28 protein-coding genes, 1 tRNA gene and 1 riboswitch are annotated in these 26,031 nt (G+C 69.6%); of the genes, 11 read left to right on the top strand and 18 right to left on the bottom strand.

Features of this window, described 5'->3' with window-relative positions; all coding sequences use genetic code 11:
- Nucleotides 1-89: 89 nt before the first annotated feature.
- Nucleotides 90-2,543, top strand: coding sequence for a transglycosylase domain-containing protein (locus BN1555_RS20085; protein WP_093800678.1), 2,454 nt, complete (start codon nt 90-92; stop codon nt 2,541-2,543).
- A 24-nt stretch (nt 2,544-2,567) separates the two neighbouring features.
- Here the strand turns inward: BN1555_RS20085 and BN1555_RS20080 are convergent, their stop codons facing one another.
- From BN1555_RS20080 to BN1555_RS20070, 3 genes are all read right to left on the bottom strand, one after another.
- Nucleotides 2,568-2,888, bottom strand: a complete 321-nt coding sequence (locus tag BN1555_RS20080; protein WP_093800677.1) for a DMT family transporter — start codon at nt 2,886-2,888, stop codon at nt 2,568-2,570.
- A gap of 36 nt (nt 2,889-2,924) precedes the next feature.
- Nucleotides 2,925-2,993, bottom strand: a riboswitch (guanidine-III (ykkC-III) riboswitch).
- Nucleotides 2,994-3,074: 81 nt separating this feature from the next.
- Nucleotides 3,075-3,410, bottom strand: coding sequence for a GroES family chaperonin (locus BN1555_RS20075; RefSeq protein ID WP_093800676.1), 336 nt, complete (start codon nt 3,408-3,410; stop codon nt 3,075-3,077).
- Between the two features lie 43 nt (nt 3,411-3,453).
- The gene (locus BN1555_RS20070; RefSeq protein WP_093800675.1) at nt 3,454-3,774 is read right to left on the bottom strand and encodes a DUF3618 domain-containing protein; all 321 of its coding nucleotides are present in this window, start codon (nt 3,772-3,774) and stop codon (nt 3,454-3,456) included.
- Nucleotides 3,775-3,979: 205 nt separating this feature from the next.
- Here BN1555_RS20070 and bcp point away from each other — a divergent pair, with 205 nt between their 5' ends.
- The 4 genes from bcp to BN1555_RS20050 all read left to right on the top strand — a co-directional run bounded on the left by bcp (nt 3,980) and on the right by BN1555_RS20050 (nt 6,889).
- Complete coding sequence (gene bcp, locus BN1555_RS20065; protein WP_093800674.1) at nt 3,980-4,447, top strand: thioredoxin-dependent thiol peroxidase; 468 nt, start codon at nt 3,980-3,982, stop codon at nt 4,445-4,447.
- 107 nt (nt 4,448-4,554) lie between these two features.
- Nucleotides 4,555-6,057 carry a glycine betaine/L-proline transporter ProP gene (gene proP, locus BN1555_RS20060; RefSeq protein ID WP_093800673.1) on the top strand — a complete coding sequence of 501 codons (1,503 nt, stop codon included), beginning with the start codon at nt 4,555-4,557 and terminating at the stop codon, nt 6,055-6,057.
- Between the two features lie 162 nt (nt 6,058-6,219).
- A complete protein-coding gene (locus BN1555_RS20055; RefSeq protein WP_255306105.1) occupies nt 6,220-6,840 on the top strand; it encodes an HNH endonuclease in 621 nt (206 codons plus the stop codon).
- A tRNA-Leu gene (locus BN1555_RS20050) sits at nt 6,806-6,889 on the top strand. The genes BN1555_RS20055 and BN1555_RS20050 overlap by 35 nt, the downstream gene beginning before the upstream one ends.
- Nucleotides 6,890-6,948: 59 nt before the next feature.
- Here BN1555_RS20050 and rdgB read toward each other — a convergent pair.
- From rdgB to BN1555_RS20030, 4 genes are all read right to left on the bottom strand, one after another.
- Nucleotides 6,949-7,551, bottom strand: a complete 603-nt coding sequence (gene rdgB / locus BN1555_RS20045) for an RdgB/HAM1 family non-canonical purine NTP pyrophosphatase (RefSeq protein ID WP_093800672.1) — start codon at nt 7,549-7,551, stop codon at nt 6,949-6,951.
- 11 nt (nt 7,552-7,562) lie between these two features.
- Nucleotides 7,563-7,940, bottom strand: a complete 378-nt coding sequence (locus BN1555_RS20040; RefSeq protein WP_093800671.1) for a hypothetical protein — start codon at nt 7,938-7,940, stop codon at nt 7,563-7,565.
- A gap of 126 nt (nt 7,941-8,066) precedes the next feature.
- Nucleotides 8,067-8,798, bottom strand: a complete 732-nt coding sequence (gene rph / locus BN1555_RS20035; protein ID WP_093800670.1) for a ribonuclease PH — start codon at nt 8,796-8,798, stop codon at nt 8,067-8,069.
- Nucleotides 8,799-8,878: 80 nt separating this feature from the next.
- Nucleotides 8,879-9,112: a PTS sugar transporter subunit IIB gene (locus tag BN1555_RS20030; protein ID WP_093800669.1), complete on the bottom strand. Its 234-nt coding sequence runs from the start codon at nt 9,110-9,112 to the stop codon at nt 8,879-8,881.
- A gap of 221 nt (nt 9,113-9,333) precedes the next feature.
- Here BN1555_RS20030 and BN1555_RS20025 point away from each other — a divergent pair, with 221 nt between their 5' ends.
- Entirely contained in the window at nt 9,334-10,596 is a 1,263-nt protein-coding gene (locus BN1555_RS20025; protein ID WP_093800668.1) for a PTS transporter subunit EIIC, read from the top strand.
- A 268-nt stretch (nt 10,597-10,864) separates the two neighbouring features.
- The gene (locus BN1555_RS20020; protein WP_093800667.1) at nt 10,865-12,115 is read left to right on the top strand and encodes a PTS transporter subunit EIIC; all 1,251 of its coding nucleotides are present in this window, start codon (nt 10,865-10,867) and stop codon (nt 12,113-12,115) included.
- A 79-nt stretch (nt 12,116-12,194) separates the two neighbouring features.
- Here BN1555_RS20020 and BN1555_RS20015 read toward each other — a convergent pair whose 3' ends face one another.
- Nucleotides 12,195-12,947 (bottom strand): MBL fold metallo-hydrolase, encoded by a 753-nt coding sequence (locus tag BN1555_RS20015; protein ID WP_093800666.1) that lies wholly within the window; start codon nt 12,945-12,947, stop codon nt 12,195-12,197.
- Between the two features lie 172 nt (nt 12,948-13,119).
- Between BN1555_RS20015 and BN1555_RS20010 the strand changes: the two genes are divergently transcribed.
- On the top strand, nt 13,120-13,650 hold the full coding sequence (locus BN1555_RS20010) for a type II toxin-antitoxin system PemK/MazF family toxin (protein WP_093800665.1): 531 nt from the start codon (nt 13,120-13,122) through the stop codon (nt 13,648-13,650).
- A 189-nt stretch (nt 13,651-13,839) separates the two neighbouring features.
- Here the strand turns inward: BN1555_RS20010 and BN1555_RS20005 are convergent, their stop codons facing one another.
- The 4 genes from BN1555_RS20005 to BN1555_RS19995 form a co-directional block, all read right to left on the bottom strand.
- Nucleotides 13,840-14,790, bottom strand: coding sequence for a PLP-dependent cysteine synthase family protein (locus tag BN1555_RS20005; RefSeq protein ID WP_093800664.1), 951 nt, complete (start codon nt 14,788-14,790; stop codon nt 13,840-13,842).
- Nucleotides 14,790-15,068 carry a MoaD/ThiS family protein gene (locus BN1555_RS20000; protein ID WP_093800663.1) on the bottom strand — a complete coding sequence of 93 codons (279 nt, stop codon included), beginning with the start codon at nt 15,066-15,068 and terminating at the stop codon, nt 14,790-14,792. The genes BN1555_RS20005 and BN1555_RS20000 overlap by 1 nt, the downstream gene beginning before the upstream one ends.
- Nucleotides 15,069-15,161: 93 nt before the next feature.
- Nucleotides 15,162-15,272, bottom strand: a complete 111-nt coding sequence (locus tag BN1555_RS41660) for a putative leader peptide (RefSeq protein WP_369688986.1) — start codon at nt 15,270-15,272, stop codon at nt 15,162-15,164.
- 500 nt (nt 15,273-15,772) lie between these two features.
- Nucleotides 15,773-16,408 (bottom strand): HD domain-containing protein, encoded by a 636-nt coding sequence (locus BN1555_RS19995; protein WP_093800662.1) that lies wholly within the window; start codon nt 16,406-16,408, stop codon nt 15,773-15,775.
- A 91-nt stretch (nt 16,409-16,499) separates the two neighbouring features.
- Between BN1555_RS19995 and BN1555_RS19990 the strand changes: the two genes are divergently transcribed.
- Nucleotides 16,500-17,573: a GlxA family transcriptional regulator gene (locus BN1555_RS19990; RefSeq protein ID WP_093800661.1), complete on the top strand. Its 1,074-nt coding sequence runs from the start codon at nt 16,500-16,502 to the stop codon at nt 17,571-17,573.
- Here BN1555_RS19990 and BN1555_RS19985 read toward each other — a convergent pair.
- The 4 genes from BN1555_RS19985 to clpS all read right to left on the bottom strand — a co-directional run bounded on the left by BN1555_RS19985 (nt 17,462) and on the right by clpS (nt 20,647).
- Nucleotides 17,462-17,878 carry a M67 family metallopeptidase gene (locus tag BN1555_RS19985; protein ID WP_093800660.1) on the bottom strand — a complete coding sequence of 139 codons (417 nt, stop codon included), beginning with the start codon at nt 17,876-17,878 and terminating at the stop codon, nt 17,462-17,464. The genes BN1555_RS19990 and BN1555_RS19985 overlap by 112 nt on opposite strands.
- Before the next feature lie 68 nt (nt 17,879-17,946).
- Nucleotides 17,947-19,395: an amino acid permease gene (locus BN1555_RS19980; protein ID WP_093800659.1), complete on the bottom strand. Its 1,449-nt coding sequence runs from the start codon at nt 19,393-19,395 to the stop codon at nt 17,947-17,949.
- Between the two features lie 335 nt (nt 19,396-19,730).
- On the bottom strand, nt 19,731-20,333 hold the full coding sequence (locus BN1555_RS19975; protein ID WP_093800658.1) for a DUF2017 domain-containing protein: 603 nt from the start codon (nt 20,331-20,333) through the stop codon (nt 19,731-19,733).
- Complete coding sequence (gene clpS, locus BN1555_RS19970; protein ID WP_093800657.1) at nt 20,333-20,647, bottom strand: ATP-dependent Clp protease adapter ClpS; 315 nt, start codon at nt 20,645-20,647, stop codon at nt 20,333-20,335. Before clpS ends, BN1555_RS19975 begins: the two co-directional genes overlap by 1 nt.
- Before the next feature lie 82 nt (nt 20,648-20,729).
- Here clpS and BN1555_RS19965 point away from each other — a divergent pair, with 82 nt between their 5' ends.
- Nucleotides 20,730-22,058, top strand: coding sequence for a nicotinate phosphoribosyltransferase (locus BN1555_RS19965; RefSeq protein WP_093800656.1), 1,329 nt, complete (start codon nt 20,730-20,732; stop codon nt 22,056-22,058).
- A gap of 165 nt (nt 22,059-22,223) precedes the next feature.
- Entirely contained in the window at nt 22,224-22,808 is a 585-nt protein-coding gene (locus tag BN1555_RS19960; protein WP_093800655.1) for a nicotinamidase, read from the top strand.
- A gap of 54 nt (nt 22,809-22,862) precedes the next feature.
- On the opposite strand, the gene BN1555_RS19955 is transcribed toward BN1555_RS19960, so the two are convergent.
- Both BN1555_RS19955 and BN1555_RS19950 read right to left on the bottom strand, forming a co-directional pair.
- A complete protein-coding gene (locus BN1555_RS19955; RefSeq protein ID WP_093800654.1) occupies nt 22,863-23,177 on the bottom strand; it encodes a hypothetical protein in 315 nt (104 codons plus the stop codon).
- A 122-nt stretch (nt 23,178-23,299) separates the two neighbouring features.
- The gene (locus BN1555_RS19950; RefSeq protein WP_093800653.1) at nt 23,300-25,696 is read right to left on the bottom strand and encodes an immune inhibitor A domain-containing protein; all 2,397 of its coding nucleotides are present in this window, start codon (nt 25,694-25,696) and stop codon (nt 23,300-23,302) included.
- Nucleotides 25,697-26,031: the final 335 nt, after the last annotated feature.

Genomic DNA, 26,031 nt, shown 5'->3' with positions numbered 1-26,031 from the left:
CAGTATGGGCGTACCGGGCGAATCGCCCGATATCACACCGTTATGCCGGAGAATGAACCTCTGGCCCCGCCCAGGGAGTCTCCACAGACATGACCGACGAGCCACAGCAGCCCCAGGGGCGGGCGCCCCGGGACCCTTCCCACCGGAACCCGGAGGGCGGGAACGGGAAGGCGGAGGCGAAGGGGCAGAAGGTGGCCAAGGGGAAGAAACCCCGGCCCCGGCGCACCGGCCTGCGCCGCCTGATCCCGACCTGGCGCATGCTCCTCGGTACGTTCCTGCTGCTGGGCCTGCTCCTGTGCGGCGGGTTCGCCGCGGGCTACGCGCTCGTCGGCATCCCGGCCGCCAACAGCGCCGCCACCGCCCAGAGCAACGTCTACCTCTACGCCGACGGCTCCCAGCTCGCCCGCGACGGCGAGATCAACCGCGAGAACGTCAGGATCGCCCACATCCCCGAGACCGTCCAGCACGCCGTACTCGCCGCCGAGGACCGGGACTTCTACTCCGAGCGGGCCGTCGACCCCCAGGCCATGCTGCGCGCCGGCTGGAACACCCTCACCGGCAAGGGCAAGCAGTCCGGCTCCACCATCACCCAGCAGTACGTCAAGAACTACTACCTCGGCCAGGAACAGACCGTCACCCGCAAGGTGAAGGAGTTCTTCATCGCGATCAAGCTCGACAGCGAGGAGACCAAGAGCGAGATCTTCGAGGGATACCTGAACACCAGCTACTTCGGGCGCAACGCGTACGGCGTCCAGGCCGCCGCCCAGGCGTACTACGGCAAGAACATCGACGAGATCACCACCCTCGAGGGCGCCTACCTCGCCTCGCTCCTCAACGCCCCCAACGCGTACGACACCGCCGCCCACCCCGAGAACAAGGCCAGCGCCCTGGACCGCTGGAACTACGTACTCGACGGCATGGTGAAGGAGAACTGGCTGAGCCCCGCCGACCGCGCCGCGGCCGAGTTCCCCGCTCCGCAGGAGGCCAAGCCCGCGTCCGGCCTCTCCGGGCAGCGCGGCTACATCGTCCAGGCCGTCAAGGACCACCTCACCGGCAACAAGATCATCGACGAGGACACCCTGGCCACCGGCGGCCACCGCATCACCACGACCCTGGAGAAATCCAAGCAGGACGCCTTCGCCGAAGCCGTCGACGACCAGGTGATGTCGCAGACGAGCAAGGACCGCAAGGCCGACCGCAACGTACGCGTCGGCGGCGCCTCCATCGACCCCGGGACCGGCAAGGTCGTCGCGATGTACGGCGGGATCGACTACACCAAGCAGTACGTCAACAACGCGACGCGCCGCGACTACCAAGTCGGGTCGACCTTCAAGCCGTTCGTCTTCGCCTCGGCCGTCGAGAACAGCTCCACCACCCAGGACGGCCGCCCGATCACCCCGGACACCGTCTACGACGGCACCAACGAGCGAATGGTGGAAGGCCCCGCCGGGCCCACGGGGTACGCCCCGGAGAACGAGGACCAGCGCTCGTACGGTCCGGTGACCGTGCGTACCGCCACGGACAAGTCCATCAACGCGGTGTACGCGCAGATGGCACAGGACGTCGGCCCCGCCGAGGTCAGGAAGACCGCCGTGGCCCTCGGCCTCCCCGGGCACACCCCGAGCCTCGACCCGTACCCCTCCATCGCCCTCGGCGTCGCCACCGCCAGCGTCCTCGACATGACGGAGGCGTACGCGACCCTCGCCAACCACGGCGAGCACGGCACGTACACGATCGTCGAGAAGATCACCAAGAACGGCCAGAACGTCAGCCTGCCGAAGCGGGACGCGGGCGCGGACACGAGCGGCGGACGAGGCATCTCCCGCGAGGCCGCCGACACCACGACCGCCATCCTCAGGAGCGTCGTCGACGGCGGCACGGGCACGGCCGCCCAGTCCGCGGGCCGCCCCGCCGCCGGCAAGACCGGCACCGCCGAAGAGGACAAGGCCGCCTGGTTCGCGGGCTACACACCCGACCTGGCGACGGTCGTCGCCGTCATGGGCCAGGACCCGGACACCGGCACGCAGAAGTCGCTGTACGGAGCCCTCGGCCAGCCGCGCATCAACGGCGGCGGCGCGCCCGCGCAGATCTGGGGCCAGTTCACGGCCGCCGCGCTCGAAGGCGAGCCGGTACGGGACTTCGAACTGGAGATGGCGCCCGGCTCGGACGAATCGGCCGCCCCCTCGTCCGGGCAGCCGGACACCGGGGAGCCGCAGGAACCCTCGGCGAGCGAGAACCCGGAGGACCCGGCACGGAGCCCGGCCGACGGCCAGGACCAGGGCGGCGCCACGGACACCGGCACCACCACCGGCCCGGGCAGCACCCCGGCCACCAGGGGCACCACCGGCGACGCCACGACCGGCACCGGCAGCACATCCGCTACGGGCGGCACGGGCGGCACCCGCGGCGCGGACAGCACCACAGGCACCGCAGGCACCACCGACGGCGGGACAACCGGCACCGACGGCGCCACCGACCCGGGAGGCGGCGCCACCGGCACCCCCTCCGAGGACCTCCCGAACGGCGGCCGCGGCCGCACCTGACGCGCCTGACGCGCTCCCGGCCCGCTAGTGGCCCGAGGTCGCCTTCAGCCCCACCACCGCCACCAACAGCAGACAGACGAAGAAGATCCGGGCGGCGGTCGCCGGCTCACCCAGCACCACCATGCCGAGCACCGCCGCACCGGCCGCACCGATACCGACCCACACGCCGTACGCCGTACCGATCGGCAGCGTCTTGGCGGCGTGCGACAGCAGCACCATGCTCGCGACGATCCCCGCACCCGTGAACACACTGGGCCAGAGCCTCGTGAAACCGTCGGTGTACTTCATCCCGATCGACCAGCCCACTTCGAGCAGACCGGCGACAACCAGCAGGACCCAGGCCATGACGGCACCTCCGAAAACGAAACGCGGAATCAACGGGGTGCGTCGTCTTTGCCTTACAACCCGGTACGGCGCGTCTCGTCGGGGGTGCTTCCACCGTAGCAAAACCCAGCGGAAAGGACCGGTGACTCCGGTCACCGGCCCCTGCTCACCTACTCACTTGCCCACCCGCTCGCCCAGACCCCGGACCTACAGGTACAGACCGGTCGAGTCCTCCGACACCCGCTCGGAAGCCACCGCGTGCAGATCGCGCTCCCGCATCAGTACGTACGGGGTGCCGCGCACCTCGACCTCGGCCCGGTCCTCCGGGTCGTACAGCACCCGGTCCCCCGGCTCCACGGTCCGTACGTTCTGACCGACCGCTACCACCTCGGCCCAGGCCAGCCGCTTGCCGACCGCCGCGGTCGCCGGAATCAGAATGCCGCCGCCCGAGCGGCGCTCGCCCTCAGGGGTGTCCGACCTGACCAGCACCCGGTCGTGCAGCATCCGGATGGGCAGCTTGTCGTGCGTGGTGTTCTCGCTCACGCCCCGAACCTACCTGTCCGCTCGTCCGTCGTAAGCCGGAGGGTCAGCCGCGCCTGCGGCGCGTCGACAGGGTGATCAGCCCCACCAGCCCCACGGCCACCAGCGCCACCGGAACAAGCCGCTCAAGACGCGGCGACCCGTCCTCCGACACGAACTGCGCCTTCACATCGGACACCGTCCGGTTCACCGCGACGAACGCCCGGCCCGCGGTCTGGTCCACGGTCGAGGCGACCCTGGCCTTCGCGTCACCGACGATCGTCTTCGGGTGCAGCCGCACCCCGATCTCGTCGAGCGTTACGGCCAGCTGGTCCCGCCGGCTCTTGATGTCCGCCTCGATCTGCGCAGGGGTCCTGGCATCCGACACTGCGCTGCCTCCGTGGTCGTGGGCCGAATCCGGTTGGTTCTTCGTCGACAGTCTGTCAGCTGGGGCCGTCCCGCACCCCACGGCACCCCCATTACGCTCGGGGCCGTACCTGTGTCGCACCTCGCGTCACCGTGTCACCGCGTCACCCCTACCCAGACATCCCGACATCCGACATTCCACATCCCGCACGAGGAGACCAGACCCGATGAGCGAGCGACTCCAGCCCGGCGACACCGCCCCCGACTTCACCCTGCCCGACGCCGACGGCACCGAGGTCTCCCTCGCCGCCCACAAGGGCCGCAAGGTCATCGTCTACTTCTACCCGGCCGCCCTGACCCCCGGCTGCACCAAGCAGGCCTGCGACTTCACCGACAACCTGGAGCTGCTGGCCCAGGCCGGATACGACGTCATCGGCGTCTCCCCCGACAAGCCGGAGAAGCTCGCGAAGTTCCGCGAGAAGGAAGACCTCAAGGTCACGCTGGTCGGCGACCCGTCCAAGGAGGTCCTCACGGCGTACGGCGCCTTCGGCGAGAAGAAGCTGTACGGCAAGACGGTGACCGGCGTGATCCGCTCGACGGTCGTCGTGGACGAGGAGGGCAAGGTCGAGCACGCCTTCTACAACGTGAAGGCGACCGGCCACGTAGCCAAGATCATCAAGGACCTCGGCGTCTGAGAACTGTGACCAAGGTCCCGGAACCGGGGACCTTGGTTTGCACCGTCAAATAAAAGGCAGAGGTTCCACTTGGACATGGGAAACACGTCCGAGGAAAGGAACCTGCCATGGCGGCCACCGGCCCCGGCCCCGACCACGGGGCCGATCCCCAAGCGATCAAGCGCCACCACACCCTCTTCCGTGCCGCCAGGAGACGGAAGAACCCGCCACTGCGCCGCTCCGACATCACCGTCACCGACGACGCGGCGGTCAAGCGGGCGGTCAAAGCGGCCTCGCTCGGCAACGCCATGGAATGGTTCGACTTCGGCATCTACAGCTACCTGGCGGTGACGATCGGCCACGTCTTCTTCCCACCCGGGAACGACACGGTCCAGCTCCTCTCCTCCTTCGCGACCTTCGCCGTCGCCTTCCTGGTACGCCCCATCGGCGGCATGGTCTTCGGACCCATGGGCGACAGGATCGGCCGCAAGAAGGTCCTCGCCCTGACGATGATCCTGATGGCCATCGGCACGTTCGCCATCGGCCTGATCCCGTCCTACGCCACCATCGGCTTCTGGGCACCCCTCCTGCTGATCTTCTTCCGCCTGGTGCAGGGCTTCTCGACGGGCGGCGAGTACGGCGGCGCCTCCACCTTCATCGCCGAGTACGCCCCCGACAAGCGCCGCGGCTTCTTCGGCAGCTTCCTCGAATTCGGCACCCTCGCCGGCTACACCGGCGCCGCGGGCCTCGTCACCGCCCTCACCGCCTGGCTCGGCTCCGACGCCATGGAAGCCTGGGGCTGGCGCATCCCCTTCCTGGTCGCGGGCCCGCTCGGCCTCGTCGGCCTCTACCTCCGGATGCGCCTGGACGAGACCCCCGCCTTCCAGAAGCTGGAGAACGGAAACCTCCACGCCTCCGAAGCCGCCGACACGGTGGAGACCACCGCCAAGGGCGACCTCGCCAAGATCTTCCGGCAGTACTGGCCGACCCTGATCCTGTGCATCGCCCTGGTCGGCGCGTACAACGTCACCGACTACATGCTGCTGTCCTACATGCCGACGTACCTCTCCGACGAACTCGGCTACAGCGAGACACACGGCCTGCTCATCCTGCTGGGCGTCATGATCTGCCTGATGGCGGTCATCAACCAGGTCGGCCGCCTCAACGACCGCTTCGGCCGCAAGCCGCTGCTGATGACGGGCATGCTCGGCTTCTTCTTCCTCTCGCTCCCGTCCTTCCTCCTGATCAAGCAGGGCGGCATCCCCGCGATCATCGCCGGCATGCTGATGCTGGGCCTCTCCCTGGTCTGCCTGCTGGGCACCATGTCGGCGGCGCTGCCGGCCCTCTTCCCGACGAACGTCAGGTACGGCTCCCTGTCGGTCGGCTACAACCTCTCCGCCTCCCTCTTCGGCGGCACGACCCCCCTGGTCATCACCGGCCTCATCAGCCTGACCGGCAACAACCTCATGCCGGCGTACTACTCGATGGCGGCGGCACTCGTCGGCGTCATCGCGGTGGCCTGCATGAAGGAGACGGCCCAGAAGCCCCTGGCGGGCTCCCCGCCGTCGGTGGAGACGAAGGAGGAAGCGGCGGAACTGGTGGCGGCCCAGACCCCCGACCCGAAGTTCTGACCCGCAGCCCGGCCCATGGGCGGCCCGGCCGGTCACAGTCGCAGCGACCACCGGGCCGCCCAAGTGACGCACCGCCTTCCGCATTTCGGACGCGACCATCCGATCACCGGTTCATTGATCCGTGCGAGGCCGCGAACGTGCGGCCGGATACGGAGGGGGACCATGCCGGTGAGCCCGTACACCCGCGAGCGTGTTGCGGAGGCAGCCAGCTCGTCGAGGACGCTGTCCGAAGCGCTGACCAAGCTCGGAGTCGACCCGAAGAGTTCGTCGCGCGCATACCTGCGGGAGCGGATGAAGAAGCCGGGAATCGACACCGCCCACTTCGAGCGTGAAGGGGTGCGGTGGACCAGGGAAGCCCTCGAAACCGCCGCCGCGGCCTCAACCAACATGTACGAGGTGTTACGGCGCTTGGGGGTCGCCCCCGTAGGCGGACAGCACACGCACATCAGCCGTCGCACCCACGCCCTGGGGATCGACATCTCCCCCTTCGCTCCGCAGGCCCGCGCGGAGAACACGCGGGGCAACCGACGCCGTCGGCCGGCTCAGGAGATCCTGGTGGAGGAGCACTCAGTGCACGCCAAGCGCACGCCCAACGTGCGTCTCACGGGAACCTCCGGCTGCTGTGCCACGACTGCCATGCCGTCACCAGCACCTGGTGCCGGGGAAGCAACCGCCGCCGTGCGCATCAATGATCCGTCATACGGCCGCGCCATCGCACTCCACCGCCCGGTACCATGGCAGGCGGCTAGCGGCGGTGGTGCAATGGTGACACAGCAGACTTAGGATCTGTGGCCCGTGAAACGGCTTGAGGGTTCGAATCCCTTCCGCCGCACAGCAAACGGCCTGCGAATCGAAGGAATGGTTCGCAGGCCGTTCGTATGCTCACGGCACTCAGCCCAGCAGTTCCCGCACCGCCGGGACCAGCGCGCGGAATGCCTTGCCGCGGTGGCTGATGGCGTTCTTCTCCGCCGGGGTCAGTTCCGCGCAGGTCACGTCGTGGCCGTCCGGCTGGAGGACGGGGTCGTAGCCGAAGCCGTTCGTGCCGGCCGGGGTGTGGCGGAGGGTGCCCGTCAGGCGGCCCTCGACCACGCGTTCCGTGCCGTCGGGGAGGGCCAGGGCCGCCGCGCAGGCGAAGTGGGCCGTGCGGTGGGGGTGGTCGATGTCCGCCAGCTGGGCCAGGAGGAGGTTCAGGTTGGCCGCGTCGTCGCCGTGGGTGCCGGACCAGCGGGCCGAGAAGATGCCGGGGGCGCCGCCCATGACGTCGACCGCGAGGCCGGAGTCGTCGGCCACGGCGGGGAGGCCGGTGGCCCGGGCCATGGCGTGGGCCTTGAGGAGGGCGTTCTCGGCGAAGGTGACGCCGGTTTCCTTGACGTCGGGGATCTCGGGGTAGGCGTCCGCGCCGACGAGGTCGTGGGTGAGGCCTGCGTCGGCGAGGATCGCGTGGAGCTCGGTGATTTTCCCGGCGTTGCGGGTGGCGAGGATCAGGCGGGTCATGCCCCCAGTATCTACGGGGTGCAGACCTTGCCGATCTCGGTGGCGGCGTCGGTGACGGGTGCGATGTCCGGTGTCGCGTCGCCGTTGTCCACGGCGGTGCGGACGTTGTCGACGGCCTTGTTCAGGTCGTCGACGGCCTTGTTCAGGTCCGCGTTGTCCGTGGTGTCGTCGAGGCTCTTCAGTTCCTTGTCGATGTCGTTGAGGGCCTCGGTCAGCTGTGCGGGGTCTTCCGCCGCCGTGGAGACGGCGGTGGACAGCTTGTCGACGCTGGTGGCGATGGCCTCGGCGGTCCGGGCGCAGTCCATTGCCTTGTCGAGGGCTCCGCAGCCGACGAGGCCGGTGAGTGCGGCGGCGGTGACAACGGTTGCTGCGATACGGCGACTGCGCATGGAGCGGGTCCTCCCCAGATGGCACGGGATACGCGGTGGTGCGGACAGGCGTACGGTTCGGCCCGTACGCCCGTGTTGTGGGAGACGCCGGAATGGGCGTCCGTGGTTGCTCGGGGCCTGCCGGAGTCAGAGCGCGCTTTCGAGGGCGACGGTCTGGATGGCCGTGAGGTCGGCGCAGCCACCGCCGGCGAGGTCGAGGAGGGCATTCAGTTCCTTGCGGTCGAAGGGCTCGGCCTCGGCGGTGCCCTGGACCTCGACGAAGCGGCCGTCGCCGGTGCAGACGACGTTCATGTCGGTTTCGGCGCGGACGTCTTCCTCGTAGCAGAGGTCGAGGAGGGGGATGCCGTCGACGATGCCGACGGAGACGGCGGCGACGGTTCCGGTGAGGGGTTTGCGGCCGGCCTTGACGATCTTCTTCTTCTGGGCCCAGGCGACGGCGTCGGCGAGGGCGACGTAGGCGCCGGTGACAGCTGCGGTGCGGGTGCCGCCGTCGGCCTGGAGGACGTCGCAGTCCAGGACGACGGTGTTCTCGCCGAGGGCTTTGTAGTCGATGACCGCGCGCAGCGAGCGGCCGATGAGGCGGCTGATCTCGTGGGTGCGGCCGCCGATCTTGCCGCGTACGGATTCGCGGTCGCCGCGGGTGTTGGTGGAGCGGGGGAGCATCGAGTATTCCCCGGTGACCCAGCCTTCGCCGCTGCCCTTGCGCCAGCGCGGGACGCCTTCGGTGACGGAGGCGGTGCAGAGGACTCTGGTGTCGCCGAAGGAGATGAGGACGGAGCCCTCGGCGTGCTTGCTCCATCCGCGTTCGATGGTGACCGGGCGGAGCTGTTCGGGGGTGCGGCCGTCGATTCGAGACATGGTGTGGAGCCTAGCCGTACATGCGTGAGGGGCCCGTTCCGGTACGGAATCGGGCCCCTCACGGGTGAGTCAGGGGTGGTTCACATCATGTCTTCGATGTCTGCGGCGATGGGGTCGGCGTCGGTGCCGATGACGACCTGGATGGCGGTGCCCATCTTGACGACGCCGTGGGCGCCGGCGGCCTTGAGGGCGGCTTCGTCGACCTTGCTCGGGTCGAGGACCTCGGTGCGGAGGCGGGTGATGCAGCCTTCGATCTCGTCGATGTTCTCGATACCGCCGAGCCCGGCGACGATCTTCTCAGCCTTGCTGGCCATGTCTTTCTCCCTGTTGTTCAAAGCGCGACGTCTCGGCCCACCGTGGCCGCTTTGCCACGGTAACTCACGGTTGGCCCAACTTCGCGGGCGAGTAATCGCCCTGTACCGAATGATGGCGATCACCGGTGCCCTGTCTTCCGGCCGAGCTCCGGACCGTACCGCAACTGGTCTACACCAGTTTGCAACGCCCGCCAAACCTGGCTTGTTCCGGGAGGACGCGCATGAGTTCGAACAGCGGGGCCGCGCCGCAGCGGACGTGGCGGGGCGGCCTGTTCCAGGGGCTCCAGAAAGTCGGCCGCAGCCTTCAGCTCCCGGTGGCGGTCCTGCCGGCGGCGGGTCTGCTCGTCAGCCTGGGCAACCTGTTCTCGGCGTATCTGGACGGGCCGTTCTGGGAGAAGACGTCGAAGGTCCTTCTCAACGGCGGTACGTCGATCCTGGACGGCTCCTTCGGTCTGCCGCTGCTGTTCTGCATCGGGGTCGCGATCGGGTTCGCCAAGAAGGCCGACGGCTCCACGGCGCTCGCCGCGGTGGTCGGTTTCCTCGTCTACTTCAACGTGCTGAAGGCGTTTCCGCGCGAGGGCACGGTGACGGAGGCGCTCCCCGAGGGCACTCCGCAGAATCCGGGGGTGCTCGGCGGCATCCTGATCGGGCTGCTGACGGCGGTCGTCTGGCAGCGTTTCCACCGGACCAGACTGGTGGACTGGCTCGGCTTCTTCAACGGCCGGCGGCTGGTGCCGATCATGATGGCGTTCCTGTGCGTCGTCCTGGGTGTGCTGTTCGGTCTGCTGTGGGAGCCGGTCGGTGACGGGCTGACCTGGTTCTCGAAGCAGCTGATCGGCCTCGGGGCGTGGGGCGCCGGCATCTTCGGCCTCGCGAACCGGCTGCTCATCCCCATCGGCATGCACCAGTTCCTGAACACCTTCTTCTGGTTCCAGGCGGGTGAGTTCAGAACGCCGGACGGCAAGGTCGTGCAGGGGGACCTGACGCGGTTCTTCGCCGAGGATCCGTCGGCGGGGCAGTTCATGTCGGGCTTCTTCCCGATCATGATGTTCGGGTTGCCGGCGGCGGCTCTGGCCATCGCGCACTGTGCGCGGCCCGAGCGGCGCAAGGAGGTGACGGGCCTGATGGTGTCCGTCGCGCTCACGTCGTTCGTCACGGGTGTGACCGAGCCGCTGGAGTTCTCCTTCATGTTCGCGGCGCCGTTGCTGTACGGCCTGCACGCCCTGCTGACGGGGGCGTCGATGGCGATCACCTGGGCGCTCGGGGTGCATACGGGGTTCAGCTTCTCCGCCGGTCTGATCGACTACGTCGTGAACTGGCATCTGGGCACCAAGCCGTGGCTGGTCATCCCGATCGGGCTCTGCTTCGCGGTCGTGTACTACCTCGTCTTCCGCTTGGCGATCACGAAGCTCGACATCCCGACGCCGGGCCGTGAGCCTCCGGAGGTGGAGGCGGGGATCGAGCGGGACACCACCAAGCCGTAGCGCCGTAGCGTCGCGGCGCGCACCCCGACCCACGGGAGCAAGGGAAGCGAGGACCCTCGGACCTGCCCGGTCCGGGGGCTTTCGGCGTGTGTGGGCGGATGTGTCCGGGAGCACGGAATCGAGGGTTCCTTAACCATCCTTCACCGTGCTAAAACTGGTCTACACCACTGGGTGGTGTAGACCACGCGACCTTCGTCGCGTGCCCCCGGAGACGCCGCCGTCCCACTTCAATGTCCCCCGGCGGCGCCTTGCCTCATGGAGGAAGTTGATGAGTACGGCCACCGCCACGGCGGCCCCCGCGAAGAAGCGGGGCGCCGGCCTGTTCCAGGGCCTGCAGAAGATCGGCCGCAGCTTGCAGCTGCCGATCGCCGTTCTGCCCGCCGCGGGCATTCTGCTCCGTCTCGGGCAGGACGACGCTTTCGGCAAGGACGGTCTGGGCTGGAACAAGGTCGCCTCCGTCTTCGCGACGGCCGGTGACGCGGTCTTCGCCAACCTGCCGCTGCTGTTCTGCGTCGGAATCGCGATCGGGTTCGCCAAGAAGGCCGACGGCTCCACGGCGCTCGCCGCGCTCGTCGGATTCCTCGTCTACAAGAACGTCCTGACCGCCTTTCCCGTGACCGAGGCCAAGATCCAGGAGGGCGCCGACGTCGCAGCGACGTACAACGACCCGAAGGTCTTCGGCGGCATCATCATGGGCCTGCTGGCCGCGGTCATCTGGCAGCGGTACCACCGCAAGAAGCTGGTCGACTGGCTCGGCTTCTTCAACGGCCGCCGCCTGGTCCCGATCATCATGGCCTTCGTCGGCACCGCGATGGGTGTTCTGTTCGGTCTGGTCTGGGAGCCGATCGGTGAGGTCATCACCAACTTCGGCGAGTGGATGACCGGACTCGGCGCGGTCGGCGCGGGCATCTTCGGCCTGATCAACCGTGGCCTGCTGCCGATCGGCATGCACCAGTTCGTCAACACCGTCGCCTGGCAGGAGATCGGCTCCTACAAGGACTCCGCCGGTGCGATGTGGCACGGCGACCTGCCGCGCTTCTTCCACGGTGACCCCACCGCCGGGCAGTTCATGTCGGGCTTCTTCCCGATCATGATGTTCGCGCTGCCGGCCGCCGCGCTCGCCATCGCGCACACCGCCCGTCCCGAGCGCCGCAAGGCCGTCCTCGGCATGATGATGTCGCTCGCGCTGACCTCGTTCGTGACCGGCATCACGGAGCCGATCGAGTTCGCGTTCATGTTCATCGCACCGGTGCTGTACGCGATCCACGCCGTCCTCACCGCCATCTCGATGGCGCTGACCTGGGCGCTCGGCGTGCACCACGGCTTCAGCTTCTCCGCCGGCGCGATCGACTACTTCCTGAACTGGGGCCTGGCCACCAAGCCATGGATGATCATTCCGATCGGTCTCGCCTTCGCGGTGATCTACTACACGGTCTTCCGCTTCGCGATCGTCAAGTTCAACCTCACCACCCCGGGCCGCGAGCCCGAGGAAGAGGTCGAGGACCTGACGAAGGCGTAAGCCCCGTGTGAGGTGAAGAGGGCCCCCGGACCGTCACGGTCCAGGGGCCCTCTTGCGTTGCGCGGAACGTTTCGCCGCGTCAGACCTCGTACTCCGCGCCCGCGACGGCCAGTTCCGCCGGCCCGTCGTACACCGCGCGCGCGTCGGCCAGGTTGACCTCCGCGTCCGTCCACGGCGGGATGTGTGTGAGGACCAGCCGGCCGGCGCCCGCCCGCGCGGCCTCCTCGCCCGCCTCGCGGCCGTTGAGGTGGAGGCCCGGAATGTCCTCCTTGCCGTACGTGAACGACGCCTCGCACAGGAACAGGTCGACGCCGTCGGCCAGTTCGCTCAGGGCGGGGCAGGTCCCGGTGTCGCCGGAGTACGCGAGGGACCTGCCGCCGTGCTCGACGCGGATGCCGTACGTCTCGACCGGGTGGCGGACCTTCTCCGTACGGACCGAGAAGGGGCCGATGTCGAACGTGCCCGATGTGAGCGTGCGGAAGTCGAAGACCTCGGCCATCGACTTCTCGGTGGGGGTGTCGGCGTACGCCGTGGTGAGGCGCTGCTCGGTGCCCTCGGGGCCGTACACGGGGATCGCCGGGGCGCGGCCCCCCTCGTGCCGGTAGTAGCGCGCGACGAAGTAGCCGCACATGTCGATGCAGTGGTCGGCGTGAAGGTGGCTGAGGAAGACAGCGTCGATGTCGTAGAGACCGACGTGGCGCTGCAGCTCGCCAAGGGCGCCGTTGCCCAGGTCGAGGAGCAGCCGGAAGCCGTCGGCCTCGACGAGGTAGCTCGAGCAGGCCGATTCCGCGGACGGGAACGACCCTGAGCAGCCGACGACGGTGAGCTTCATGGAGCGTGAACCTCCGTAGCAGGGACGGGGAGGGTTCGTGCGGGTTCGTCGAGCGTAAGGCGCGAAAGTCCCGGTCGCTCCTCGATGGCCGGGCGTTGTGGGGGAACTCACCTGCACTGTCACTGATTCGGGCGGAGCGCGCGCCGGGCGGTGCGCCGGTACCGTCGGGGATATGGACACGTCGTGGTGGGTGGCGCTGGTCGCCGTCGTGGTGCTTGCGCTGGTGGCGGCTCTCGTCGACGGGCGGGGGCGCGGGCGGCGGCCGGGCGGGCGTACGCGGGGACGTTCGGGCGGCCGTGCGGATGAGCGTACGAACGGGCGTGCTGAGGGGCGTACGCGTCCGCCGAAGGGGCCGCGCGGGCCTCGCGGGCCCGGTCGGAGCGGGCCGGAGCGGGCGCCGCGGGCGGGTGAGATCTGGTGGGCGGACGTGCCGTACGAGGACGGGCCCGGGTCGAAGGACCGGCCCTGCCTGGTGTTGTCCGTACGGGGTGACAGCGCCCTGATCGCGAAGATCACCAGCAAGTTCCACGACGAGCGGCCCGGGGTGATCGCGTTGCCGCCGGGGTCGGTCGGGGACGCGCGGGGGCGGCCGAGCTTCCTGGAGACGGACGAGCTGCGGGATGTGGGGGTGCGGGGGTTCCGGCGCCGGGTGGGGGTCGCGGATCCCGGGGTCTGGGAGCAGGTCCGGCATCTGGCGCGGTGAGGCGCGGCCCGGCGGGCGGAGCGCTGCGCGGTGCTCGGCCGGGGCCGCGCTCCGGGGGTCGCTCCTCGGACTCCACCGGACTTCGTCCGGAGCCCCGGGGGACTGGACGCGGCCGCACCGGGAGAGTCCGGTGCGGCCGCGTCGAGCCCGTGCCGCGAGGGAGGACACGCCCTTCGCGGGCGCGTTCCCCTATGCCCAGAGCTGGCCCTGGAGGGTTTCGATCGCCGCCTCGGTGGTGGGCGCGGTGTAGACGCCCGTGGACAGGTACTTCCAGCCGCCGTCCGCGACGACGAACACGATGTCCGCCGGTTCGCCCGCCTTGACCGCCTTCTTGCCCATGCCGATCGCCGCGTGCAGCGCCGCCCCCGTGGAGACGCCCGCGAAAATTCCTTCCTGCTGGAGGAGTTCGCGGGTGCGCGTCACGGCGTCGGCCGAGCCGACCGAGAAGCGGGTGGTGAGGACGGAGGCGTCGTACAGCTCGGGGACGAAGCCCTCGTCGAGGTTGCGCAGGCCGTAGACCAGGTCGTCGTAGCGCGGCTCGGCAGCGACGATCTTGATGTCCGGCTTGTGTTCGCGCAGGTAGCGGCCCACGCCCATGAGTGTGCCCGTGGTGCCCAGGCCCGCCACGAAGTGGGTGATGGACGGGAGGTCGGTGAGGATCTCCGGGCCCGTGGTCGCGTAGTGGGCGCCCGCGTTGTCCGGGTTGCCGTACTGGTAGAGCATCACCCAGGAGGGGTTCTCGGCGGAGAGCTCCTTGGCGACCCGTACGGCCGTGTTGGAGCCGCCGGCCGCCGGGGACGAGATGATCCTCGCGCCCCACATGGCGAGCAGGTCGCGCCGCTCCTGGGAGGTGTTCTCCGGCATGACACACACGATGTCGTAGCCCTTGAGGCGGGCCGCCATCGCGAGCGAGATGCCGGTGTTGCCGCTGGTGGGCTCCAGGATGGTGCAGCCGGGCGTCAACCGGCCGTCTTTCTCGGCCTGTTCGACCATGTGGAGCGCGGGGCGGTCCTTGATCGAGCCGGTGGGGTTGCGGTCCTCCAGCTTGGCCCAGATACGGACGTCGTCGGAGGGGGACAGCCGCGGGAGGCGGACGAGCGGCGTGTTGCCGACCGCCGCCAGCGGGGAGTCGTACCGCATCAGACCATGCCGCCGGCGACGGCCGGGAGGATGGTGACGCTGTCGCCGTCGGCGAGCTTGGTGTCGATGCCGTCGAGGAAGCGGACGTCCTCGTCGTTGAGGTAGACGTTCACGAAGCGGCGCAGCTGGCCGCCGTCGACGATGCGCTCCTGGATGCCGGTGTGGCGGGACTCCAGGTCCGCGAAGAGGCCGGCGAGGGTGTCGCCGTTGCCTTCGACGGCCTTGGCGCCGTCGGTGTAGGTGCGGAGGATGGTCGGGATGCGGACCTCGATGGCCATGGCTTTCGACTCCTGTCAGGAGGGTGGCGTGAAAGGCGCGCGGCAGTCAGTCCCCCGCGCAGGGGCGTGCGTGTGCTCGATGGGGCCCGCGGCTCAGGCGGCGGCCGTACAGATCGCGCTGGCGAGCCGGCACAGGTCGACGTGCAGGCGCGCCACGAGCAGCACGGTGCTCGGCCTCGTCTCAGTCACGTCGTGGGGAACCATGCGGTCATCGTATAGATTCCCGGCCCCTTTCCCGGCATGTGATCTCACATGGTGGCCAAAAAGCGTTCGCCAGGTGGACGGGTCCTGGGTGGCGGGCGGCGGGCGACGGCCGGGATGCCGGTCGCCGGACGGGTTCTGACCTCGGTCGGTACGCCGTGGACGGTGCGCGGGAGGCCGGTGGTGAGGACCTCTTCCGGGGGCCGGACGCGACGGCGCGGCCCGGTCCGGGGCGCGGGCGCGCTCGCAGGCGTACGGGACGGGGTTCAGGTCGTGGGGGGCGAGGAGGCCGGTGGTGCCCGAGTCGCGGACGAGGGTGGCGTCGCGGACGAGGGCGGTGTCGAGGCCGAGGGCGGTGTCGCGGCCGAGGGCGGTGTCGCCCTCCTTCCCCGCCAGGAGGAGGGAGGGCGGGTGGCCGTGCCGGCGGCGGGCGGGTCGCGCACGGTCTCCCGTCGGGTCTCCGGGGGGCTTTCCTCGGACCGCCCCCGGGGATCTCGCGGGTCCTACTCGGGCCAGGCCGAGTTCTGGATGGTCTCGACGAAGTCGCCGCGCTCGTACCCGGGCACGAAGTGCTCCAGCACGTCGGCCTTGACGTTGCCGAAGGCGGTGTCCGGCTTGGGGGCGATGCCTTCGGTGAACGCCGCGAGGATGCGCTTCTTGAAGTCGGGGCGCGGGTGCAGGGCGGTGACCGCGGCGCGGTCGTCGGCGCTGAGGTCGTCGTAGCCGATGCCGAGTACGTCGTACTCCACCCCGGCGGTGACGAGGGCGACTTCCGGTTCCATGAACTGGGGGATGCCGGGGGTCGTGTGCAGGGCGACGGCGGTCCAGACCCGGCGGATGCTGTCCTCGGGGACGCCGTGGCTCTGGAGGAAGCGGCGGGCCTCGTCGGCGCTGTCGACCTCGAAGCGGCGGCCGCTGGCGCGGTGCTGTTCGCCGAGGCCGAGGTCGTGGAACATGGCGCCGATGTAGAGGAGTTCGGGGTCGAAGCTCAGGCCGCGCCTGCGCCCCTGGAGGCTGCCGAACCAGAACACCCTGCGGGAGTGGTCGTAGATCAGCTCGGTCGCCGTGTCGCGGACGAGTTCGGTGGCGGCGGTGGCGAGCCCGGTGTCGGGGACGGTGATTCCGGCTGCTGTGTTCATGGGTTCAGCTTGCGCCCGGGCGTGTGCCGGTGCCATGTCCGCGGGGACACGGTTCCCACAGATCGGGACACGCGCCGCTTAGCCTCGCGGGATGACTCACTCGGTGGTGGTGTTCGCCTTCGACGGCGTCCGGCTGATGGACGTCTCGGCTCCCCTGGAGGTCTTCACGACGGCCGCGCGCCACACCGGCGCGTACGCCGTGCGGGTCTGCACTCCGGACGGGCGGGACGTGACCACGTCCACCGGTCTGCGGATCGGCGCGGACGTCGCCGCCGCCGATGTGGACCGCGCGGACACCCTGGTCGTGCCGGGGGCCGCCGATGTGGACGCTTTCCTCCGTACGCCGGGGCCGCTCGGCCGGGTCGCCGCGCTGGCGGGGGTGTCGCGGCGGGTGGCCGCCGTGTGCACGGGCGCGTTCGCGCTCGCCGCGGCGGGGCTGCTCGCCGGGCGGCGGGCGACGACGCACTGGGAGTACGCGGCCGAGCCGGCCCGGCGCTTCCCGGAGGTCGCGGTCACCCCGGACGCCATCCACGTCCAGGACGGCCCAATCCTCACCTCGGCCGGGGTGACGGCGGGCATAGACGTGTGCCTGGCGATGGTGGAGCAGGACCTGGGGCCGGAGGAGGCCCGACGCGTCGCGCGTGACCTGGTGGTGTTCCTCCAGCGGCCCGGCGGTCAGTCGCAGTTCTCCGCCGCGTCCCGCACGCCGCCGACCCGTGATCCGGTGGTGCGTCCGCTGCTGGACGCCGTCGTCGCCGATCCGGCGGCCGACCACAGCCTGCGGGCGATGGCCCGCCGGGCGGGGGTCAGCACGCGTCATCTGACGCGGTTGTTCCGGGACCGGACGGGCACTTCGCCCGCCGGGTTCGTGGAGGGCGTACGGCTGGAGGCGGCGCGCATCCTGCTGGAGAACGGGGCCGGGGTCACCGGGGCGGCCGCGCGCAGTGGCATCGGCAGCGACGAGAGCCTGCGCCGGGCCTTCGCCCGGCACTTCGGGGTGACCCCGTCCGCGTACGCCGCACGCTTTCGCACTACGGCCGCGGCCGGCGGCGGTTACGCCTCGACCTTGACGTCTTCCTCAGTGATCACGCCGTCCACGATGCGGAACGAACGGAACTGGAAGGGGCCGGCGCCGTCCTTGTCGGCGGTGGAGACCAGGACGTAGTGGGCGCCGGGCTCGTTCGCGTAGCTGACGTCCGTGCGCGAGGGGTACGCCTCGGTGGCGGTGTGCGAGTGGTAGATGACCACGGGCTCCTCGTCCCGGTCGTCCATCTCGCGGTAGAGCTTGAGCAGGTCCGAGGAGTCGAACTCGTAGAACGTGGGCGAGCGGGCGGCGTTCAGCATCGGTATGAAGCGCTCGGGGCGCCCGGAGCCGGCCGGGCCCGCGACCACGCCGCAGGCCTCGTCGGGGTGGTCGGCACGGGCGTGCGCGACGATCTGGTCGTACAGGGCCTGGGAAATGGTCAGCATGGGCCCCAGGATAAGCAAAGGGTCCCGTCCGTACCGAGAGATGGTACGGACGGGACCACATGCTGGGATCAGCTCGACTCGGCGGCCGACGGCTCGCTGGTGCGCTTCTTCAGCACCAGCCAGGACACGCCCAGCAGCAGTGCCCACAGCGGCGCGCAGTAGAGGGAGATCCGGGCGTTCTCGTCGATGCCCATCATCACGATGACCATGCCGATGAAGAACAGGGCGAACCAGCTCGTGTACGGCGCTCCCGGGGCCCGGAAGGAGGACTTCGGCAGCTCGCCGCGGTCGGACTTGGCCCGGTAGCGGATCTGGCTGGCCAGGATCATGATCCAGGCCCACATGCCGGAGATGGTGGCGAAGGAGACGACGTAGTTGAACGCCTCGCCCGGCCACTGGTAGTTGATCCACACGCCGACCAGCATCAGGGCGGCGGAGAAGGACGTACCGACCAGGGGCAGGCCGTTCCTGGTCAGCTTGGTGAAGAACTTCGGGCCCTGGCCGTTGAGCGCGAGGTCGCGCAGCATGCGGCCGGTGGAGTACATGCCCGAGTTGCAGGAGGACAGGGCGGCGGTGAGGACCACGAAGTTGACGATGGCCGCGCCGATGCCGAGGCCCATCTTCTCGAAGGCCGCCACGAACGGCGAGACGCCCGGCTGGAAGTGGGTCCACGGGACGACCGACAGGATCATGATCAGCGCGCCGACGTAGAAGACGGCGATGCGCCACGGGACGGTGTTGATGGCCTTGGGCAGGACCGTCTTCGGGTCCTTGGCCTCGCCCGCGGTGACGCCGACCAGCTCGACGGCGAGGAAGGCGAACATGACCAGCTGGAGGGTCATCAGCGTCTGGCCGATGCCGTTGGGGAAGAAGCCGCCCTGGTCCCAGAGCATGGTGACCGAGGCGGTGTCGCCGGCGTCGGAGAAACCGATGGTGAGGATGCCGGCGCAGATCAGGATCATGCCGACGATCGCGGTCACCTTGATCATCGAGAACCAGAACTCCAGCTCACCGAAGAGCTTCACGGAGATCAGGTTCACGCAGAAGAGGAGGACCGTGAAGACCAGGGCGAAGACCCACTGCGGCTGATCGGTCCAGCCGTCCGTGCCCTTGGTCCAGTACTGCATGTACTCGGAGGCCGCGGTGACCTCGGTGATGCCGGTGACGACCCAGAAGAGCCAGTACGTCCAGCCGGTCACGAAACCCGCGAAGGGGCCGACGAACTCGCGGGCGTACTCCGAGAAGGAACCGGAGACCGGGCGGTACATGAGGAGCTCGCCGAGCGCCCGCATGATGAAGAAGATGACCAGGCCCGCCATGGCGTAGGCCAGGATCAGGCTGGGGCCGGCGATGGAGATGCCCTTGCCGGCGCCGAGGAAGAGGCCGGTGCCGATGGCGCCGCCGATCGCGATCATCTGGATCTGGCGGGCACCGAGTCCGCGCTGGTATCCCTCGGCGGATGTGGCGCCCTCGGCCTCACTGCCGTCGTTCTGCTTGTCGACCTGCACTGAGGTCATGGTGTGTCGCGCCTTTCTCCATGCCGATCCGGCCTCGAGCGGCTCGGATCGACTGTGACGATCCTTGAGGGGACGGGCCCCCGGATGTGGAATGGAGTGCGTGTCGGCGGTCAGCCGACGTCAGCGCCCCCGGAGACAGGGGTGGCGTCTCCGGGCGGTCGTGAAGATTTATCACGCCCACACCAGTGATCCACTGCGCCCGACGTGGCGCACATCACGGAGAAAATAGGACAAACAACGCCTGGGGCGGCAAAGGAACCCCAGGCGTTAATGCGATCGTTATCCGGATTTGAGCGTCCGTTGAGCGAACACCGTGATCGACATGTCCGGACAGGTCAGGGCATAAGAGTTTCCACGAGGCTTTCCTGGAGCGCGCCGAGCCACAGGTAGGCCATCACCATCGGCTTGCGCGGGTCGGAGTCCGGCAGCCGGTAGAGCTCGCCGTCCTCGTCCTCGTCGGTGACCTCCAGGCGGGTGCCGATGGTCAGCCGCAGGTCGTTGAGCGTGCCGAGCCAGCGCCGGCCTTCGTCCCCCGTCAGCTTCAGCACGGCGCCGTCCTCGCCGGTGGCGGCCGGCGCGTCGAGGCTGCGTACGACCGCGAGGGCGTCCTCGCGCTTGCGCGTCCGCAGGTCGTTCTCCGTGAAGCGCCTGAACTCGGCCGAATCGGCCCGCACCTGCCGCTCGTCCTCCTCGCCGGGCCCGGCCTGCGGGTCGCCGTACGCGTCGGGGAAGAGCCGCGCCAGCGCGGGGTCGGCCGGCGCCTCGCTCGGCCCCTCGGCGAACAGCGCGGCCAGCGGGTCCTCGCCCGCCGCGGGCTGCTCACCGGGTCCGACCAGCTCCAGCAGCTGTACGGCCAGGCTGCGCAGGATCGAGATCTCGACCCCGTCGAGCGCGACGGCCGCGCCGCCGCCCGGAATCCTCTCGAAGAGCCCGGCCATCAGCCGCGGTCCTGCGTGAGCGTCGCCCAGAGCCCGTAACCGTGCATCGCCTGCACGTCGCGCTCCATCTCCTCGCGGCTGCCGCTGGAGACGACGGCGCGGCCCTTGTGGTGGACGTCGAGCATCAGCTTGTGCGCCTTGTCCTTGGAATAGCCGAAATAGGTCTGGAAGACGTACGCGACATAGCTCATGAGATTGACGGGGTCGTTGTGGACCAGCGTCACCCAGGGAACGTCGGGTTCGGGGACGGCGGAGGTGTTCTCGGTCGTCTCTGGGCGTTCGATCTCTGCGGGAGCCGTACTCACTCGTCCCATGGTGCCACCCGCCGACGGGCACCGCACAAACGGCTGCCCAGAAATCGTCACTCTGACGAGATTAGGGGGTAGCATCCCCCTCATGAACACTGCGGACCTTGGGCTGCCGGTGGACGTGCCGTCGACAGCGCTCTTCACCGACCAGTACGAGTTCACCATGGTGCAGGCCGCCCTCAGGGCCGGCACTGCCGACCGCCGCTCGGTCTTCGAGGTCTTCACCCGCAGACTGCCCGAGGGGCGCCGCTACGGCGTCGTGGCGGGCACCGGGCGCGTTCTGGACGCCGTGGAGAACTTCCGTTTCGACGCGGGCGTGCTGGGCTTCCTGCGGGAGCGCGCGATCGTCGACGAACCGACGTTGGAGTGGCTCGCCTCGTACCGCTTCACGGGCGACATCTGGGGCTATCCGGAGGGCGAGGTCTACTTCCCGGGCTCCCCGGTCCTGCGGGTCGAGGGCAGCTTCGCCGAGTGCGTGCTGCTCGAAACCGTGATCCTCTCGATCCTCAACCACGACTCGGCCATCGCGGCCGCCGCCTCCCGGATGGCCGCCGCCGCGGGCGACCGGCCGCTGATCGAGATGGGCGCCCGGCGTACGCACGAGCTGTCCGCCGTCGCGTCGGCGCGCGCCGCCTACGTCGGCGGCTTCTCCTCCACCTCGGACCTCGCGGCCGGCTTCCGGTACAACATCCCCACCGTCGGCACCAGCGCGCACGCCTTCACCCTGCTGCACGACAGCGAGCGCGGCGCCTTCCAGGCACAGGTCGCCTCGCTCGGCAGCGGGACGACGCTGCTGGTCGACACGTACGACGTCGCCGAGGCGGTCCGCACCGCCGTCGAGGTCGCGGGGACGGGGCTCGGCGCGGTCCGCATCGACTCGGGCGACCTGCTGCTGGTCGCGCACCGGGTGCGCCAGCAGCTGGACGAGCTGGGCGCCACCGGGACGAGGATCGTGGTGACGAGCGACCTCGACGAGTACGCCATCGCCTCCCTGGCGGCGGCTCCGGTGGACGCGTACGGCGTGGGCACGCAGCTGGTCACCGGCAGCGGGCACCCCACCGCCTCCATGGTCTACAAGCTGGTCGCCCGCGCCGACTCGGCGGACCCGAAGGCTCCGCTGCGGCCGGTGGCGAAGAAGTCGCTGGGCGGGAAGGCCTCGATCGGTGGCCGCAAGTGGGCCGCGCGCCGGCCGGACGCGCACGGCGTCGCGGAGGCGGAGGTCGTCGGCACCGGGCCCCTGCCGGCCGAGCTGGCCGGCCGGGAGCTCCAGGTCGAGCTGGTCAAGGGCGGCGAGGTCGTGGCGCGCGAGCCGCTCGACGACGTACGGGAACGGCACATCGCCGCACGCGGGGGCCTGCCGATGTCGGCGGTGCAGCTGTCGAGGGGCGAGCCGGTGATCCCCACCGAGTACGCATGAACGCCGGGTGAGAGGGAAGCGGAAGGCCAGAGGGCGGGCCGCCGGCGGCGCCGCCGGCCCTCCGGAAGCCAAAGGCCCCCTGCCACGAGGCCGTTGAAATCCCTACTCTCGAACCATCACGCCACAGCGGACACCCGCCGCCGATCCCCACCGAAGGGCCCCGCCATGCACCGCGCCTTGATCGTCGTGGACGTCCAGAACGACTTCTGCGAGGGCGGCAGCCTCCCGGTGGAGGGCGGCGCCGACGTCGCCGCCGCCATCACCGACCTGATCGGCCAGGCCCCGGCCGGCTACCGCCACGTCGTGGCCACCCGCGACCACCATGTCGACCCCGGGGACCACTTCTCCCCCAGCCCGGACTACGTCCGCTCCTGGCCGGTGCACTGCGTCGCCGGTACGGAGGGCGTGGGCTTCCACCCGAACTTCGCGCCGGCCGTCGCTTCGGGCGCCATCGCCGCCGTGTTCGACAAGGGGGCCCACGCGGCGGCGTACAGCGGCTTCGAAGGCGCCGACGAGAACGGCGTCCCGCTGGCCGACTGGCTGCGGGAGCGCGGTGTCACCGAGGTCGACGTCGTCGGCATCGCCACGGACCACTGCGTACGGGCCACCGCCCTGGACGCGGTCCGCGAGGGCTTCACCACGCACGTGCTGCTCGACCTGACGGCCGGCGTCGCGGAGGCGACGACGGAGCGGGCGCTGGAGGAGATGCGCGGGGCGGGCGTGGAGCTGTCGGGCAAGCCGGTGGTCTAGGACGGCCGCCCTTCCCCGCTTCCCCGCCCGTGCGGGGCCGGGCCCTGGCGGGGCTCAGGCCGGGCGTACGGGTCTGAGCAGGGCCCGTATGGGGTGCCAGAGCTCCACGGTCTCCTGCGGCGCCGTGCGCCACAGCAGGCCGTCGGGGTGGTGCAGGACCGCCGTGATCTCGTCCGGCGTCGGCGGGTGGGCGTTGCCCCGCAGGTAGACCGCCCGCAGGCCGAGGTTGCGCAGCCGCGTCAGGGCGCGGGCACGGTTCACGGAATGGACCAGGACACGGACCTTGTGGCCGTCGGTCACCGGGCTGGGCAGGGTGAGAGCGACCACCACACTGCCGCCGGGCAGCCGTACGAAACCTCCACCGGACATGCCGATCAATCCCCCATAAGACGTCGTGTCAATAAGAGCCGGGCAAGAGGCATCTAAACGCGATCGGCCGCCGCCCGCTAGAGGGCGACGGCCGATCATGCCCTGACCTGCAGTTATACGAATTACTTGGTCGAAGGACCGACCTTCACGGTGATCGTCGAGCCGTTCTTGGGCTCGCCGGCGATCGAGATCCTGGTGTTGGTGTCAGTGACCTTCACCCCACCGGTCGGGTTCTCCTCGTACCAGTAGGTCCCCTTGCGGTCGTCGAAGGACGAGACGCCCTTGCGCGGGGCCAGCTTCAGCGGCACGTCCGCGTTGTGCAGCGTGAAGCCGTCCGTGCGGTAGCGGCTGAAGGTGGAGTCGAAGGACTGGATCTTGTTCCGCAGGAGCTTGCCGTCCGCCCACTTCAGCGGCTCGGCGTGCGCGTCCACCGGAAGGATCAGGCCCTTGCCCGGGTGGGCACTGGTGTTGTTGTCCTTCTGCGAGGTGTCCCACTGCCAGATCAGCAGGCCGTTCTGGTACGGGTAGTGCTCGACCCAGCTGGGACGGGTCCCGGCGAAGCCGAAGTTGTACGGGCCGACCGCGAGCGTCCTGTCGTACGACACGTACTGACGGTTCTCGGCCAGGTAGTACTGGGCGTAGTCCTCGGTGAAGGACGCGCCGACGCGCGAGAAGCCCTTCGCGGTCCAGCCGTTGTCGTCGCCCTCGGCGTTGTCCGTGAAGAGGGCGGCGCCGTCGGCGCTCACCGTGATCGCGTCGGCCGCGAAGCCCTTGCCGCCCGCGCCGCCGTCCGTCTGGTAGCGGAAGCGCAGGTCGATCTTCTTGCCCGCGTAGGCGTCCAGCGGGAAGACGAGCTCCTGGTGCGCGCCGCCCTCGCCGGTCAGCCCCGGGCTGCCGGCGGCGTCGCGCGCGAGCGCCTTGCCGTCGGCCGTGCCGTCGACGGCGGTCCACGTCCTGCCCGCGTCGGTGGAGACCTCGGCGTACAGCCAGTCGTACTCGGCCTCGATGTCCCACCAGCCCTGGAGCGACAGCTCGGCCTTGGCCTTGCCGGTGAGGTCGACGGAGCGGGTCAGGGTGTTCTTGAGGTCGTCACCCATGCCGCTCCACCACTGCTTGGAGCCCTCCGCGGGCTTCACGACAGGGGTGGTGACGGACTTCTTGGGCAGCTCGACGACGAGCGCCTGCGGGTTCTTGGTGTTGTACGCCGAGACGCCCAGCTTGTGGGTCGACTTCGTCGCGGCCTTGGCCTTGTCGTAGTCGAGCCAGCCCAGCTGGAGCTTGTCCCAGGCGGTCATGTCGCCGGGCAGGTCGCCGATCTCGTTCTCGCCCTTGCCGAGCCAGGAGCCGGCCGACATCAGCGACCAGAAGCCGACGCCGTTCTCGCCCCTGCCCGAGGTGTCGTACAGGTCGGGCAGGCCGAGGTCGTGGCCGTACTCGTGGGCGAAGACGCCGAGGCCGCCGTTCTCCGGCTGCATGGTGTAGTCGCCGACCCAGATGCCGGTCCTGCCGATCTGGGTGCCGCCGGACGGGTTGCCGGCCGGACCGGTCTTGCCGGCGTCCGTGCCGTACGCGTACCAGCGGTGCGCCCACAGGGCGTTCTCGCCCTGGGCGCCGCCGCCCGCCGACTCGTCCTCGCCCGCGTGGACGATCTGGAAGTGGTCGATGTAGCCGTCGGACTCGTTGAAGTCGCCGTCGGAGTCGAAGTCGTAGCGGTCCCACTGGTCGTAACCGGCGAGCTGCGCCTTGATCTCGGCGTCCGTCTTCCCCTTGGCCTTCTGGTCGGCGGCCCAGGCGGTCACGCCGTCGCGGACGGTGTCCCACACGTTGGCGCAGTTGCTGCCGCCGCAGTAGTTGGAGCCGTAACGGGCCTCGTTGTAGTCGACCTTGACCCAGTCGGAGACCTCGCCCTCGACCGAGTAGCGGCCGGAGGAGGTCTTCTCGTAGTACGTCTTGAGGGAGTCCTTGCCCTTGCCCTCGCCGAAGTACAGGTCCTGGAAGTGCTTCCGGTCGTAGTCCTTCTGCCAGGCCGTGGAGTTGTCCTCGCCGCGGTCCGGCTCGGCTATCTCGTTGTGCGCCGGGCCGGCTTCGCCGCCGTACTTCTTCACGGGCGGCTTGGGGCCGCTGCCGTCCGGGTCGAACAGGGTGGTGTCGTCGACCTTGTCGCCGAACTCCACCAGGATCGTGAAGATCTTGTCGGTCTTCTCCCGGCCCAGCTCGACGTACTTCCCCTTGCCGAGCTTCACGACCTTGGAGCCGCCGCGCTTGCGCACGGTGGCGTCGCCCGACAGGACCTGTTCGAGCGCCGCTTCGCGCTCCCGCGCCTGCTGCTCGCTGAACGGACCTTCGAGGTCGTGCTCGACGTGCCCCTTGGCGGGCGCCGGGTCGCGGCGCTCGATGCCGGCCGCGGTCGGCGACTTGTCGTCGGCCTGAGCGGTGGCGAACGCGGATGCCGTCGCGGCGGTCGTGGCCATGGCCACGACCATGGCGGCGACTCCGATCCGCCTTCTGTTGGTGGTCACTTGATGATGTCCTCCCCTGCGGCCGCGTCAGCACGGAAGAGGGTGAGGGGTTCCGAGCGCGGCACGCGTCACAAGTGACGACATTCGACCGGAGTTGCTGAAGAAAAGACAGATCTTGACTTGAGCAGCTCAAGTGCACTATGCAGACGTGTGGTTCCGGATACCGGACACTTTCGATCGGGTCATGAGCCTTCTTCGAGGGCGCGCCGATCCCACCTGATGGAATGGGGAATGACTCCGTGCGCCCCCGATGCACCGGCACCGTGGGTTAGGTCACGCTTACTGCTGGTTCCGTGCGGGCACTCACCCTCGTAGAGTCTCCCGAAGTGCGACCC

The sequence above is a fragment of the Streptomyces sp. Wb2n-11 genome (genome assembly GCF_001049855.1).
GTDB lineage: Bacteria > Actinomycetota > Actinomycetes > Streptomycetales > Streptomycetaceae > Streptomyces > Streptomyces altiplanensis.
Note: the sequence above shows the minus strand (reverse complement) of the source record. Positions and strands in the feature narration are given on the sequence as shown.

Bases quoted from the DNA above. Each gene is read 5' to 3' on its own strand.
- BN1555_RS20085 (WP_093800678.1), top strand. From the start codon at position 90: ATGACCGACGAGCCACAGCAGCCCCAGGGGCGGGCGCCCCGGGACCCT.
- BN1555_RS20080 (WP_093800677.1), bottom strand. From the start codon at position 2,888: ATGGCCTGGGTCCTGCTGGTTGTCGCCGGTCTGCTCGAAGTGGGCTGG.
- bcp (WP_093800674.1), top strand. From the start codon at position 3,980: ATGAGCGAGCGACTCCAGCCCGGCGACACCGCCCCCGACTTCACCCTG.
- proP (WP_093800673.1), top strand. From the start codon at position 4,555: ATGGCGGCCACCGGCCCCGGCCCCGACCACGGGGCCGATCCCCAAGCG.
- BN1555_RS20055 (WP_255306105.1), top strand. From the start codon at position 6,220: ATGCCGGTGAGCCCGTACACCCGCGAGCGTGTTGCGGAGGCAGCCAGC.
- rdgB (WP_093800672.1), bottom strand. From the start codon at position 7,551: ATGACCCGCCTGATCCTCGCCACCCGCAACGCCGGGAAAATCACCGAG.
- BN1555_RS20040 (WP_093800671.1), bottom strand. From the start codon at position 7,940: ATGCGCAGTCGCCGTATCGCAGCAACCGTTGTCACCGCCGCCGCACTC.
- rph (WP_093800670.1), bottom strand. From the start codon at position 8,798: ATGTCTCGAATCGACGGCCGCACCCCCGAACAGCTCCGCCCGGTCACC.
- BN1555_RS20030 (WP_093800669.1), bottom strand. From the start codon at position 9,112: ATGGCCAGCAAGGCTGAGAAGATCGTCGCCGGGCTCGGCGGTATCGAG.
- BN1555_RS20025 (WP_093800668.1), top strand. From the start codon at position 9,334: ATGAGTTCGAACAGCGGGGCCGCGCCGCAGCGGACGTGGCGGGGCGGC.
- BN1555_RS20020 (WP_093800667.1), top strand. From the start codon at position 10,865: ATGAGTACGGCCACCGCCACGGCGGCCCCCGCGAAGAAGCGGGGCGCC.
- BN1555_RS20015 (WP_093800666.1), bottom strand. From the start codon at position 12,947: ATGAAGCTCACCGTCGTCGGCTGCTCAGGGTCGTTCCCGTCCGCGGAA.
- BN1555_RS20010 (WP_093800665.1), top strand. From the start codon at position 13,120: ATGGACACGTCGTGGTGGGTGGCGCTGGTCGCCGTCGTGGTGCTTGCG.
- BN1555_RS20005 (WP_093800664.1), bottom strand. From the start codon at position 14,790: ATGCGGTACGACTCCCCGCTGGCGGCGGTCGGCAACACGCCGCTCGTC.
- BN1555_RS20000 (WP_093800663.1), bottom strand. From the start codon at position 15,068: ATGGCCATCGAGGTCCGCATCCCGACCATCCTCCGCACCTACACCGAC.
- BN1555_RS41660 (WP_369688986.1), bottom strand. From the start codon at position 15,272: ATGGTTCCCCACGACGTGACTGAGACGAGGCCGAGCACCGTGCTGCTC.
- BN1555_RS19995 (WP_093800662.1), bottom strand. From the start codon at position 16,408: ATGAACACAGCAGCCGGAATCACCGTCCCCGACACCGGGCTCGCCACC.
- BN1555_RS19990 (WP_093800661.1), top strand. From the start codon at position 16,500: ATGACTCACTCGGTGGTGGTGTTCGCCTTCGACGGCGTCCGGCTGATG.
- BN1555_RS19985 (WP_093800660.1), bottom strand. From the start codon at position 17,878: ATGCTGACCATTTCCCAGGCCCTGTACGACCAGATCGTCGCGCACGCC.
- BN1555_RS19980 (WP_093800659.1), bottom strand. From the start codon at position 19,395: ATGACCTCAGTGCAGGTCGACAAGCAGAACGACGGCAGTGAGGCCGAG.
- BN1555_RS19975 (WP_093800658.1), bottom strand. From the start codon at position 20,333: ATGGCCGGGCTCTTCGAGAGGATTCCGGGCGGCGGCGCGGCCGTCGCG.
- clpS (WP_093800657.1), bottom strand. From the start codon at position 20,647: ATGGGACGAGTGAGTACGGCTCCCGCAGAGATCGAACGCCCAGAGACG.
- BN1555_RS19965 (WP_093800656.1), top strand. From the start codon at position 20,730: ATGAACACTGCGGACCTTGGGCTGCCGGTGGACGTGCCGTCGACAGCG.
- BN1555_RS19960 (WP_093800655.1), top strand. From the start codon at position 22,224: ATGCACCGCGCCTTGATCGTCGTGGACGTCCAGAACGACTTCTGCGAG.
- BN1555_RS19955 (WP_093800654.1), bottom strand. From the start codon at position 23,177: ATGTCCGGTGGAGGTTTCGTACGGCTGCCCGGCGGCAGTGTGGTGGTC.